The sequence below is a fragment of the Gammaproteobacteria bacterium genome (genome assembly GCA_016199745.1).
Lineage (GTDB): Bacteria > Pseudomonadota > Gammaproteobacteria > Acidiferrobacterales > Sulfurifustaceae > JACQFZ01.
This window is the reverse complement of sequence record JACQFZ010000048.1, coordinates 79,968-92,707: the sequence shown is the minus strand read 5'-3', so window position 1 is coordinate 92,707 and position 12,740 is coordinate 79,968. Positions and strand designations below refer to the sequence as shown.

The 12,740-nt window shown below is 55.3% G+C and carries 13 protein-coding genes and 1 pseudogene; 9 read left to right on the top strand and 5 right to left on the bottom strand.

The features are described 5' to 3' along the window. Positions 1-42: 42 nt before the first annotated feature. The 3 genes from HY308_11725 to HY308_11715 all read right to left on the bottom strand — a co-directional run bounded on the left by HY308_11725 (position 43) and on the right by HY308_11715 (position 2,402). On the bottom strand, positions 43-1,251 hold the full coding sequence (locus tag HY308_11725) for a flavohemoprotein (protein MBI3898947.1): 1,209 nt from the start codon (positions 1,249-1,251) through the stop codon (positions 43-45). Positions 1,252-1,315: 64 nt separating this feature from the next. Continuing rightward, positions 1,316-1,774, bottom strand: a complete 459-nt coding sequence (locus tag HY308_11720) for an Rrf2 family transcriptional regulator (GenBank protein MBI3898946.1) — start codon at positions 1,772-1,774, stop codon at positions 1,316-1,318. Between the two features lie 229 nt (positions 1,775-2,003). Then, positions 2,004-2,402, bottom strand: coding sequence for a GFA family protein (locus tag HY308_11715; GenBank protein ID MBI3898945.1), 399 nt, complete (start codon positions 2,400-2,402; stop codon positions 2,004-2,006). Between the two features lie 90 nt (positions 2,403-2,492). Here HY308_11715 and HY308_11710 point away from each other — a divergent pair. Further along, a pseudogene (locus HY308_11710) lies at positions 2,493-2,768 on the top strand (glyoxalase/bleomycin resistance/extradiol dioxygenase family protein). Positions 2,769-2,861: 93 nt separating this feature from the next. Here HY308_11710 and HY308_11705 read toward each other — a convergent pair. Then, entirely contained in the window at positions 2,862-3,641 is a 780-nt protein-coding gene (locus HY308_11705) for a sulfite exporter TauE/SafE family protein (protein MBI3898944.1), read from the bottom strand. A 173-nt stretch (positions 3,642-3,814) separates the two neighbouring features. Here HY308_11705 and HY308_11700 point away from each other — a divergent pair, with 173 nt between their 5' ends. Both HY308_11700 and HY308_11695 read left to right on the top strand, forming a co-directional pair. Then, positions 3,815-4,042, top strand: coding sequence for a hypothetical protein (locus HY308_11700; protein ID MBI3898943.1), 228 nt, complete (start codon positions 3,815-3,817; stop codon positions 4,040-4,042). 141 nt (positions 4,043-4,183) lie between these two features. After that, complete coding sequence (locus HY308_11695) at positions 4,184-4,420, top strand: hypothetical protein (GenBank protein MBI3898942.1); 237 nt, start codon at positions 4,184-4,186, stop codon at positions 4,418-4,420. 103 nt (positions 4,421-4,523) lie between these two features. On the opposite strand, the gene HY308_11690 is transcribed toward HY308_11695, so the two are convergent. Beyond that, positions 4,524-5,267, bottom strand: coding sequence for a transporter substrate-binding domain-containing protein (locus HY308_11690; GenBank protein MBI3898941.1), 744 nt, complete (start codon positions 5,265-5,267; stop codon positions 4,524-4,526). Positions 5,268-5,509: 242 nt separating this feature from the next. On the opposite strand from HY308_11690, the gene HY308_11685 reads away from it, so the two are divergent. The 6 genes from HY308_11685 to HY308_11660 all read left to right on the top strand — a co-directional run bounded on the left by HY308_11685 (position 5,510) and on the right by HY308_11660 (position 12,720). Continuing rightward, the gene (locus HY308_11685; protein MBI3898940.1) at positions 5,510-6,079 is read left to right on the top strand and encodes a TetR/AcrR family transcriptional regulator; all 570 of its coding nucleotides are present in this window, start codon (positions 5,510-5,512) and stop codon (positions 6,077-6,079) included. Positions 6,080-6,172: 93 nt separating this feature from the next. Beyond that, on the top strand, positions 6,173-7,336 hold the full coding sequence (locus HY308_11680) for an isovaleryl-CoA dehydrogenase (GenBank protein MBI3898939.1): 1,164 nt from the start codon (positions 6,173-6,175) through the stop codon (positions 7,334-7,336). A 1-nt stretch (position 7,337) separates the two neighbouring features. After that, the gene (locus HY308_11675; protein ID MBI3898938.1) at positions 7,338-8,930 is read left to right on the top strand and encodes a methylcrotonoyl-CoA carboxylase; all 1,593 of its coding nucleotides are present in this window, start codon (positions 7,338-7,340) and stop codon (positions 8,928-8,930) included. 77 nt (positions 8,931-9,007) lie between these two features. Beyond that, positions 9,008-9,793 carry an enoyl-CoA hydratase/isomerase family protein gene (locus HY308_11670; GenBank protein ID MBI3898937.1) on the top strand — a complete coding sequence of 262 codons (786 nt, stop codon included), beginning with the start codon at positions 9,008-9,010 and terminating at the stop codon, positions 9,791-9,793. A gap of 3 nt (positions 9,794-9,796) precedes the next feature. Beyond that, a complete protein-coding gene (locus HY308_11665) occupies positions 9,797-11,803 on the top strand; it encodes an acetyl/propionyl/methylcrotonyl-CoA carboxylase subunit alpha (GenBank protein MBI3898936.1) in 2,007 nt (668 codons plus the stop codon). Positions 11,804-11,808: 5 nt separating this feature from the next. Further along, on the top strand, positions 11,809-12,720 hold the full coding sequence (locus HY308_11660; GenBank protein MBI3898935.1) for a hydroxymethylglutaryl-CoA lyase: 912 nt from the start codon (positions 11,809-11,811) through the stop codon (positions 12,718-12,720). Positions 12,721-12,740 lie beyond the last annotated feature (20 nt).

Below are 12,740 nucleotides of genomic sequence, written 5' to 3'. Positions count from 1 at the left end.
GTCCGCTCGCCTGTGAAGAAAGGGGGAGCCTGTCAGCTTGAATCACTGGAGGTGATCTAGCATATCCGGACCGAAAACCTCCCGATGGATGTGAGCCGGCGCTACGCCGCGCGCAAGCAACATCTTTCGTTGTTGCTGCATGAAGCCAATTGGGCCGCAGAGGTAATAATCCGCAGCACCATACTGATCGTCGATGACACTGGCGAGATTCATTCTGCCGACATGGTCATAGTCGATACCGGGGCGGTCATGTTCCAGCGGCATTTCATAGAACACCACCGTGGTGAGTTTCGCATGGCGGGCACGTGCGTCGGTGAGATCGGCGCGTAGGGCATGGTGATCGCTGTTACATGCGGCGTAGGCGAAGACGACCGGACGCATGGGGTTTCGGTCGAGTAGCGTATTTAGGACCGATATCATCGGTGTGATTCCGACGCCAGCCGAGAGCAATACGATGGGCTGTGCGCCGTCTAAGGTCGGCGTGAAATTGCCGAACGGTATGCTCACCCATAACGTATCGCCGGCTTGTAATTTTGCATGGATCCACGTCGAAACCTTACCGGCCGGTGTATTGCCACCACCATCTTCGCGTTTTACCGTGAGACGCCACCAAGGCCGTCCGGGCGCATCTGACAAACTGTATTGCCGTCGTTGGTGCGAGCCGTCGCCGAAATTCACCGCCGCACTCACATACTGGCCCGGAAGAAAAAGACCGGGCGATGTTCCCGCCGGTGTTTGCAAATAATAGGAAACGATGTCGGTACCTTCAGCACGCACTTGCTTGATCTTTAGCGCTTGCAGCGCACCGGCGGTAGTACCGCTATGTTGATAGAGCCGGGCCTCGGCCGCGATAAGCTCGCCGGCTAATAGCCAATAGGCTTCGTCCCACGCCGCGAGTAAATCAGGCGAGGCTGCGTCGCCGAGCACTTCACGGATCGCCGCAATCAAATGACGGCCAACGATGGGATAGTGCGCCGGCTTAATTCCAACCGCGGCATGTTTATGAACGATTCGCTCGACCACCGGTGCCAATGCGGCAGCATCGTCGTAGTTGGCGGCGTAAGCAAAGATCGCCGCAGCTAGCGACTGCTGTTGCGAGCCGTTAGCCTGGTTGCCGATATTAAAGAGGTTCGTCAACTCGGGATGGGCCGCAAACAGGCGCTGATAAAAGCAACGAGTAATGGCGGTGCCGTGGGCGCGCAGCACCGGCACGCTGGCGTCGATGTAAGGACGGGCAGTAGGGGAGAGCAAGACAACTCCTTTGTGGTATGTTAGATGCTACTTTTAAGTGACGGCAAATCGTTGTTTCTCATCGTCAACGCTGCCGTGTCTGCTCCTTCAGAAAATGCTGATGCATGACGTCGATGGTGCTGCCGGTTCGGCCTTTGGACACATCGGCCAAGCTATAGTCGTCCATCGTTTGGTAGAAGGTGTCGAGACCAACGTTAAGTGCCCGTTTCAGCAGACAACGTCCGCTCAACGGGCAGGGCGGTTGGTCGCAGTCGATCAGTTCCGTGCTGCCCTCCAACTGGCGCAACACCGCACCCAGTCGCAGCGAGGCGGCCGGAACGATCAAGCGCAAACCGCCGTTGCGACCTCGCAGCGCGCTAATCCATCCAAGCTTTGCAAGCTTGTTCGCCACCTTGATCAAATGATTTTGCGGTACCGCGAATTCACCGGCGATTTCACTGATAGTCACTGGTAAGGCGCGGCTCTCGCGGGTTAGATACATCAACGTGCGCAAGCCTAAATCGGAGAAGCGGGTAAGTTGCATTTTAAGGATTCTGAAATTGAGATCGCATCATATTTAAGTATCATCTAAAATACCACTTTAAATATCGACTCAGTCAAACGACTAGCAAGCGCGGCTTTTGTTATTGCGTATAGCCGCGCTTGCTTCCCTTAAATAAATAGATAGTGATGGTTGAGGTAAAAACGAACTCCGAGTAAGTTTTAAAGGCTGCGAACTAGATCTCGCTAATTAGATTTTACTACGACATAAATTACCGATTAGGCTGCCACTCTTGGTACGACTGGACAGCACTTTCATCCTGTAACCATGGAACATCATGCGAACGCCAGATATGCATGGCCGGTCTAGAGATGGGGTCTTCATCGAGTGTGGCGACGCGCACGATCACGTGACGTTGCGCAGATCGCTCGGCCACTAGATGGGAGCCGCATACGGAACAGAAATGCCGGAATTTTCCCGGTGATGACTCGAAGATCGTCAATTCTTTCTCACCCTTCAGCCATCGAAAGTGCTCTCGATTAACGCCAGCGGTTGAAGCAAAAGCCGCTGCATGGGCTTTACGGCAGGTACGGCAATGACAATGGTCAATAGGCATGTCGAGTTGATCAATCTCGTACTCGATAGCACCGCATAGACAACTACCTTTCATTTTTACACCTATCTCATTTAACGTGGGTCAATGATGCAGGAGCTTAGCGTGGGTTGGCGTTCGTTGTCCGCTGTACGGGGGGCATTTCCACACATCTACGTCATGCTGCTGACGGAAGAGAAGTTCAGAACATTTACGCCGAAGAAAATCTGCGATGCCACGCAAAGCACGGAGGTGTTATTGGCGCTGGCTCTTGAACAGCGGGCAAACGTGGATGAGATGGTGCGTAAAGCCATTGCCGCTGGCGGGAAAACTTACAACGAACCGCAGGATCACGGCTTTATGTATCAACACGGGTTTCAGGATTTGGATGGGCACATTTGGGAAGTCTTCTATATGGAACCGAGCGCGGTAAATCAGAGTTAATCCCAACGAAAACGGCTTACCCGCTAGAAACAATTGCGAAAGCAGCGAACGCTGTTTACAAGGCTTGCGGCAACACTACTGAGGCGGCCGCGATTAGAGAACGAGCTTGCCGCCAATCAATATCAACATCCCCGCGAGCGTCGGGCGCAATATCGATTCCGGAATGCGAGAGCTGATATGGCTGCCGAGATAAATGCCCGGTAGTGAGCCAATGAGCAAGCTTATGAGTAAGTTCCAATCCACCGTACCCAAGGAGGCGTGTCCCAATCCGGCAACGAGCGTCAACGGGACGGCATGCACGATATCAGTACCGACGATTTGTGTTACGGATAGCCGCGAATAAAGAAAGAAGAGGGCGGCGGTACCCACGGCGCCGGCGCCGACCGATGAGACGGTGACGACGATACCGAGAAATACCCCGGTAATTACAGTAACTACGGAAATTTTCTGCTGACTCCAACTCGGCCGGTGGCTCAAGCGTCTACGCGCGTAGTTGCGCAATCGTTCCTTAAATACCAACGCCAGCGCCGTGAGAATCAGCGCAACACCTAACGTTGTAGTAATAAGGGCCGACAACGTCTTGGTATCGAAATTGAAATACCTAAGCGCTACGGTGGTTAATATCGCGGCCGGCAGACTTCCGGCGGCGAGTAGTCCGACGATTCTCCAATCTACATTGCCGCGGCGCGCATGCACCCAGCTGCCGCCGGCCTTAGTAATCGATGCGTACAAAAGGTCGGTACCTACCGCCACCGCCGGCGATACGCCAAAAAGGAGAACCAACAACGGAGTCATTAACGAACCACCACCAACTCCGGTAAGTCCGACAATGAAGCCGACCGCGAAGCCGGAAACTGTATAGAGTGGATCCATCTTTTTTAGAGTTAGTGCGAGATCGGAAGCCGATAATAGGTGGATAAAATCACTATTAGTAAGAACATTGTGGCAGATGGTTATGCGAATTAGTTATTTAGTGTTTGCTAGCCATCTCAGAGTGGTTGACGTTACCGTTTTTGACAAAGCATTCAGAGAAAAAGGGGATGGCAATGACAGGTGATGAAAAGGTATCCGCACTCGATCAAGTCTATGCTGCCTCGAACGAACGAGAGCTGGCCGCGGCTTACGCCGTCTGGTCGAGCGATTACGACCGTGAAACCGCGGAGGGCGGCTATTGCCTGCCGTTCCTCATCGCTGCTTGGGTAACCCGATACGTGCCACAAGGCTCAGGCCCGCTGCTCGATGCCGGCCGACACAAAGATCGAACGCCCGGGTGACTATTCGTTCTCCATTGTTCACGACGGCCGTACGCGTCTGTACCGTGTCCATGTCCCCGCCAGCTATTCATCGTCAATGGTGGCGCCAGCCGCTCTCACGATACCGACAAAGTCACGCCCTTCGTTTCGGTCCCCGACACGATGACGAAATGGGTCCATCTAAACGGTTGCAGCGTCACACCAAAACGCGTACTCGAAACATCCGGCGCCTATTGCGACGTCTACACGCGATGCCGTGGCAACGTCGATGTCAAGCGCTGTGTTACCGAAACTGGCGGTCATTCGTGGCCCGGTAATCGCAAGATCCGCGGTGATACGCCAGGATCGACGGCGCTATCGGCCACTGATGTTATTTGGGATTTCTTTCAGAGTCAGTAATCGTTACTCTGATATAGGCCCAAAAAAAGTTCGTGGATCCCTTCCTCAGTTGATGGATTCGTGAATTACACCACCGGCGCGAAGTGCGCCGGTGGTCTTAGCGTTAAATACCGGCCTTATTTATTATCTTCCGCATCGTGCCGTCCTTCACCATTTCCCGAAGACCGCGATTCAACCCCGCCAATTTCTTATCGTAATCCGGCGTCTTCTTGGAAATCGCGACGTAGAGCAGAAGCTTTTCAATAGGTGGCTCAATCCAGACCAATTTTGGCTTCAGGTCAGGAAATTTATTATTGATGATGTATTCAGCCACGCCTTTATCGATTAGCGTAAGGTCGAACTGTTTATTCGCTAGATTGCGCAGATTAGTTTCGTCGTCCGGTACTTCGTCGATCGTAAGATTAGCGTCAGTGAAAGACTTCGGATTGGAATAGCCGCGCACGGTGCCGATCCGATACGGCTTCAAGTCGGACAATGCGTTATAGGTAATCGGCGATTCGACGCGTTTGTAGAAGCCGATTTGGTTTGGCACGATAGGATCCGAATAGACGAACCATTGTTCCCGTTCCTTGTTGTGATAAATCCCGACGATCCCATCCGCTGTTGCTTCTTTGCCACTCTCCAATGCTTGGGTCCATGGAAGTATTTTAACAGTTAAGGCGTAACCGCTGCGCTTGCAGGCTTCAGCGACAATTTCACTTACCACGCCTTGGTTCGGCAGGCTGGCGGTGGTGTACGGCGGAAACTCCGACGTGACCAGCTGCAAGGAAGTAGCGGCCAAGGTTGGAGCGGCTAGCGTACTTGCAGCGAGTAACAAGCAAATTGCTCGAAAACTTTTGATAAACATAAATCCTCCTCCTTTGTTGTTAATGACGTCGGGAATCTTAAGGAAAAGGAAAATGCGGCACTGTCAAAATCTTGCTCAGTTTGCTACCGGATAGATCAGTTAGCGGATTAAATTGACCAAATGGCCACTAGTCCTTCGTTCGTACTCATTTGACACCGACCACCGTAGCTGCACTATACTTTCCATACGGTTCCGTATGGAAAGTTCAGGATGTAGGTGATGCGACTGAACAATGACTCATTATGGCGTTAAAGACGAAACCTCGTAATCAACTCGATAGAGTCGCATGGATCGATGCGGCGATTGATGTTTTGGGTGAAGCAGGGCTCGATGGCGTGCGCATCGAAGTGCTCGCCAAACGTTGTCGTGTGACGAAGGGCAGTTTTTATTGGCATTTCAAAGATCGAAATGAATTGCTGGGCGCGATTCTGAATGTCTGGAAAGAGAGCCGCATCGAAGATGTGCGCAAGCACACGCGTGTTGACGACGGCAAGGTGCGCGCGCAAATTTGTCGGTTGTTGGAGATTTATGGCGGCAGTACCAACCGTCGAGGCATGACGATCGAATTGGCGGTGCGCGATTGGGCGCGACGTGATTCGCAAGCGGCGATGGTTGTGGCGGAAGTGGATGAGGCGCGGTTGCAGTACACGCAGAATCTTTTCGTCGCGGCTGGATTGCCGAGGCGTGAAGCGGCGAGTCGGAGCTTGTTGGTTTACACGTATACGTTTGGGCTTAGTCTCATGAATTTTGAGCGGAGCAAGATTGAGCCGTTGAAGGAGTGGATTGCGGAATACATTGTGGGTGAGGGGTAGGTTTCAAACCCATCCCACCCTATCCCTCCCCGTGAAGAGGAGGGAACCCATTGTTGGTGTTTGTAGGTTTTCGAACTTGGGCAAGGAGGTGTCATGGAGATCCCCGGTTTGGACTTCGGACTCGGCGAAACGATCGGTATGTTGCGCGAGACGGTGCGGCGGTTTGCGCAGGCGGAGATCGCGCCACGGGCACAGCAGATCGATCGCGAAAATCGTTTTCCCGCCGAACTGTGGCGCAAGTTCGGTGAGCTGGGATTGCTCGGGATTACGGTCGAAGAAGAATACGGCGGTAGTGCCTTGAGTTATCTGGCACATGTCGTAGTGATGGAAGAAATCAGCCGCGCGTCGGCGTCAGTTGCGCTTTCTTACGGCGCGCACTCCAATTTATGTGTCAATCAAATACGGCGTAACGGCACGCCGGCGCAGCGACAGAAATACCTCCCTAAACTTATCTCCGGCGAACACGTCGGTGCGCTGGCGATGTCCGAACCGAATGCCGGCTCCGACGTCGTGTCGATGAAGCTTCGCGCCGATAAAAAGGACGATCGCTACGTTCTCAACGGCAACAAAATGTGGATCACCAATGGTCCCGATGCAAACACATTGATCGTCTACGCCAAGACCGACGTCAATGCCGGCGCGAAGGGCATTACCGCATTCCTTGTTGAGAAGAACTTCAAAGGGTTCTCCACCGGGCAGAAGCTCGACAAGCTCGGTATGCGTGGCTCGAATACCAGTGAGCTGGTGTTCCAGGATTGCGAAGTACCAACGGAAAATATTCTCGGACGAGTGAACGAAGGAGCGCGCGTGTTGATGAGCGGGCTCGATTACGAACGTTTGGTTCTCGCCGGTGGTCCGCTGGGTATTATGCAAGCCTGTCTCGACGTCGTTGTGCCCTATCTGCACGAGCGTAAGCAATTCGGCCAGTCGATTGGCGAGTTTCAACTTATGCAGGGGAAGCTCGCCGACATGTACACGACGATGAATGCTTGTCGTGCTTATGTTTACGCCGTTGCCGTGGCCTGTGACCGTGGTGCGACCACGCGTAAGGATGCGGCCGGCGCAATCCTCTACGCCGCCGAGAAGGCGACGTGGATGGCCGGCGAGGCAATTCAGGCGTTGGGGGGCAATGGTTATATCAACGACTACCCGACAGGTCGGCTGTGGCGCGATGCCAAGCTCTACGAAATCGGTGCGGGTACGTCGGAGATTCGGCGCATGTTGATTGGACGCGAGCTATTTTCGGAGACAGCGTGAAATGACACGTCTGCATTCCAAAATCGACACGCAGTCGGAGGAATTTCGGCGCAATGCCGAGGCGTTACAGAAGCAAGTCGCGGACCTTAAGGATAAAACAGCGACGGCGGCGCGCGGCGGCAGCGACGAGGCGCGTAAGAAGCATTTGGCACGCGGCAAATTGCTTGCACGCGATCGCATCGAGGTGCTGATCGATCCCGGCAGTCCGTTACTCGAGCTGTCGCCGCTCGCCGCTTATGGGATGTATGACAATGGAATCCCGGCGGCGGGTATCGTTACGGCGATCGGCCGCGTATCGGGGCGCGAGTGCATTATTGTTGCCAATGATGCGACGGTGAAGGGTGGCACCTATTATCCGATCACGGCGAAGAAGCATTTGCGGGCACAGGAGATTGCGCAGCAGAACCGCTTGCCGTGTATCTACCTGGTCGACTCTGGCGGTGCGTTCTTGCCGGCGCAGGACGAAGTGTTCCCCGATCGCGATCATTTCGGGCGTATCTTTTTTAACCAGGCAAATCTGTCGGCGCAGAACATCCCGCAGATCGCGGTGGTAATGGGGCTGTGTACCGCCGGTGGCGCTTACGTTCCGGCAATGGCGGATGAAGCGGTGATCGTCAAAAACCAGGCGTCGATTTTTCTCGCGGGTCCGCCATTGGTTAAAGCGGCGACGGGCGAGGAGGTCGGCGCCGAAGAACTAGGTGGCGGCGACGTACACACGCGTGTCTCCGGCGTTGCCGACTATCTCGCCGAGGATGACGCGCACGCGCTTTATCTCACACGCCGTATCGTCGCTAATCTCAACCGTCCCAAGGCAATCGATCTCGAATTGGCCGAATCCGAAGAGCCGCTTTATGCCACTGAGGAAATCTACGGGTTAATTCCGCAGGACACACGTAAACCGTATGACGTGCGCGAGGTGATTGCGCGGCTAGTCGACGGCTCGGTATTCGATGAGTTCAAGCCGCGTTATGGCGCGACGTTGGTCACGGGTTTTGCACGTCTGCATGGCTATCCGGTCGGCATTTTGGCGAACAACGGTATTTTGTTTTCCGAGTCGGCATTGAAGGGCGCGCATTTTATCGAGCTCTGCACACAACGCGGTATTCCGCTCGTGTTCCTGCAGAACATTACCGGCTTTATGGTCGGCAAAAAATACGAATCCGAAGGCATCGCCAAGCACGGCGCGAAGATGGTGATGGCGGTGGCGTGCGCGAAGGTACCGAAGTTTACCGTGATTATCGGCGGTAGTTTCGGCGCCGGTAATTACGGCATGTGTGGCCGCGCGTATTCGCCACGGTTTTTGTGGATGTGGCCGAATGCGCGCATCTCGATCATGGGCGGTGAGCAGGCGGCGAGTGTGCTCGCTTCCGTTAAACGTGGCGACAAGACCTGGAGTCGCGAGGAAGAGGAGGTGTTCAAGGCGCCGATTCGTCAGCAGTACGAGACTCAAGGCCATCCTTATTATGCGACGGCGCGGTTATGGGACGACGGCGTGATCGATCCGGCACAGACACGGCGGATATTGGGACTGGCGATTTCGGCTTCGTTAAACGCGCCGGTCGAACGAACGGAATTTGGGGTATTCCGAATGTAATTGCTGCCACTCAGGGGAAAGGGACCGCCAATTACGGTGAGTGCTAATTGTGAACGGAGTCGGTGCGGAGAACGATCATGATTCATCAAGGCCTGGAGCTCGAAACCCGCGGACAAGTTGCTTACGTCTGGATGAATCGTCCCGAGGTGCATAACGCGCTCGACGAGACGATAATTCGTGAGCTAACAGAGACGTTCCAGACACTCGATAAAGACCCAAACGTTCGCGTCGTCGTGTTGGCCGGACGTGGTAAGAGCTTCAGCGCCGGCGCCGATCTCGGCTGGATGAAACGCGCCGCCGCCTATACCGAGGCGGAAAATCAGCGCGACGCACTCGCCCTGGGACAGATGCTCAATACTATATATATGTTGTCTAAGCCGACGTTGGCACGGGTACACGGTGCGGCACTCGGTGGCGGCTTGGGTCTCGCCACGGTGTGCGATATTGCTGTCGCGGCGACGTCGGCGCAGTTTGCGCTTTCCGAGGTGCGTTTGGGTTTGATTCCGGCAACGATCGGTCCTTACGTTATTGCCGCAATCGGTACCCGCGCCGCTCACCGATATTTTCTGACAGGGGAGCGCTTTGAGGCGCAAGAGGCGCGCCGGATCGGCGTGGTGCACGAGGTGATCGCCGATGAAGCGATAGATCGACGGATTGGTGAAATTGTCGATACCTTGCTAGCAGGCGGGCCGCACGCGCAAGCGGCGGCGAAGACGTTGATCGATCGTGTCGCCCCACGGTCGATCAACGAAGAAGTGGTTGAGCACACCGCCAATGAAATCGCCCGTTTGCGTGCAACGCCGGAGGCGCGCGAAGGAATTGGCGCATTTTTGGAAAAGCGCCGGCCGAGCTGGATGAAATAACGTATGTTCCGAAAGCTACTCATTGCTAATCGCGGCGAAATTGCCTGTCGCATCATCAAGACGGCACGACGTTTGGGTGTGCAAACGGCGGCGGTGTATTCGCAGGCCGACGCCAATGCGCGCCACGTCCGCCTGGCCAATGAAGCCGTAATGATCGGACCGGCGCCAGCGCGAGAAAGTTATCTCGATATCGAGCGTGTGCTCGACGCCGTCGCTAAAACCGGTGCCCAGGCGGTTCATCCAGGTTACGGCTTCCTGTCCGAAAACGAAGATTTCGCCGAAGCTTGTGCGCACGCCGGTGTCATATTTGTCGGTCCGCCGGCCGCGGCCATTCGTGCAATGGGCAACAAGAGTGTTGCCAAAGCCTTAATGGAAAAGGCCGGTGTGCCGTTAGTGCCGGGATATCACGGCGACGATCAAGACGTTGCCTCGCTCAAGGCGGAGGCGAAGAAGATCGGCTATCCGGTGCTGATCAAGGCGGCGGCCGGTGGTGGCGGCAAAGGCATGCGCATTGTCGAAAAGGCCGCCGACTTCGCCGATGCGTTGGCATCGTGCCAACGTGAGTCGGCATCGAGCTTCGGTGACGATCGAGTGCTTATCGAGAAATATCTGCAACGGCCGCGGCACATTGAAGTTCAAGTGTTCGCCGATAACCAAGGTCATTGCTTGCACTTGTTCGACCGTGATTGTTCGGTACAACGTCGCCATCAAAAAGTTCTTGAGGAAGCACCAGCACCCGGACTAACGAACGAACGACGCCGGCAGATGGGAGAGGCCGCTGTTGCCGCCGCGCATGCGGTCGGTTATTGCGGTGCTGGCACGGTGGAGTTCATCGTCGAACCTAACGGACAGTTTTATTTCATGGAGATGAACACGCGTTTGCAAGTCGAGCATCCAGTGACGGAGATGATTACCAATCTCGATTTGGTCGAATGGCAATTGCGGGTCGCCGCCGCCGAGCCATTGCCATTGACGCAGGAACAACTAACAATTCGTGGTCACGCGATCGAAGCACGTATATACGCCGAAGATCCTGCTAAAGGATTTCTACCGTCGACCGGCAAGCTCCTGCACCTAACCGCGCCAGACGAGTCGCCACACGTACGTATCGATACCGGTGTCGAACTGGGCGATGAAATCACGCCGTATTATGACCCGATGATTGCCAAGCTGATTGTCTGGGACACAGATCGCGAGCAAGCGCGCCAGCGATTACTACAGGCACTTGCGCAGTATCGCGTTGCCGGTGTCGCTAATAATGTCGAGTTTCTGGCACGGATCGCGGCGTGTTCGGCGTTCGCTAATGCCGATCTGGATACCGGATTGATCGAGCGCGAACGCGCGTTTTTATTCCCTTCAGAAGTTGTGCCGCTGGATGCGTATTTACTCGCCGCGCTGGCGACGTTGTTGCGCGAGAATCAGCGGGCACGTGTACAGGCACAGCAAGGCGGTGACCGATGTTCACCTTGGCACTGGCGTGATGGCTGGCGCCTCAACGGGATCGCCCAGCGACAACTGAAATTTCGTCACGGTGATATCGAGCAGGCAATTACCGTCAGTTATGACGACGGCACGTATCGCCTTGGGGTCGGCGACACCGTCGTCCGTGCGCGCGGAAAATTGGGTACGGATGCGGCGTTGCGGGCCGAGTTAGATGGTGTACGGCTGGACGCTACCGTGGTTATGGCCGCGGACAAACATTATGTGTTTTTGCGCGGTCATGCCCATCAACTCATTGCTGTCGAGCCGTTGGTGTATCACCACGATGACAATCGACCCGATGGCGAATTGCTTGCGCCCATGCCTGGGCGAGTCGTGGCACTGTTGGCCAAACCGGGCGCGCGCGTCGACAAGGGTGCGCCCCTGTTAGTATTGGAAGCGATGAAGATGGAACACACGCTTGCTGCACCTGCCGCCGGTACCGTACGCGGGTTTCGTTTTGCGGTCGGTGCACAGGTGGTCGAGGGTGCGGAACTGGTGGACTTCGAGAAAGAATTAATGAGTCGGTGAAACCCATGGCGATGCCGAGCAAAGTCAAAATTGTCGAGGTCGGCCCGCGCGATGGCCTGCAGAACCAACAACAGATCGTCGCGACAGCAGCCAAGATCGAGTTGATTCATCGATTGGCGGAAGCGGGCCTGCGAACGATTGAAGCGACCGCATTCGTGTCGCCCAAGTGGGTGCCACAAATGGCCGACGCTGCCGAAGTGATGGCGACAATCCAACGCCGGCCGGACGTTGCCTATCCCGTGCTAGTGCCCAACATGAAAGGCTTTGAGGCCGCGGTGACAGCCGGCGCCGACGAAGTCGCCGTATTTACTGCCGCCTCCGAGGCATTCACGCAGAAGAATATTAATTGTTCGATCGCCGAAAGCCTGGAGCGCTTTCGTCCGGTACTGGAAAGCGCACGCGGGCAGCAGATACGCGTGCGCGGTTATGTGTCGTGCGTACTCGGCTGTCCTTATCAAGGCGCGATCGCGCCCAGTGCGGTTGCCGACGTCGCCCGACAGTTATTCGAAATGGGCTGCTACGAAATATCGCTCGGCGATACGATCGGTGTCGGCACGCCGGGCAAAACACAAGCGATGATAGAAGCCGTCGACCGCCACCTGCCGGTCGAGAAACTCGCCGGCCACTACCATGACACCTACGGTCAGGCGCTCGTCAATATTTATGCCTCGCTCGAAATGGGCGTGGCGACATTCGATAGTGCGGTCGCCGGCCTTGGCGGCTGCCCATATGCAGACGGCGCCAGTGGCAATGTCGCGACTGAAGACGTTGTGTATATGCTCGCAGGGCTAGGCATTCATACCGGCATCGATATCGAGAAACTGATCAACGCCGGCGAATTCATTTCTACAACATTAGGTATCCAACCGAATAGTCGAGCGGCCCGTGCGTTGATAGCGAAACGTGCAAAGGCGTAACCAAGAAAATACGTCTAATC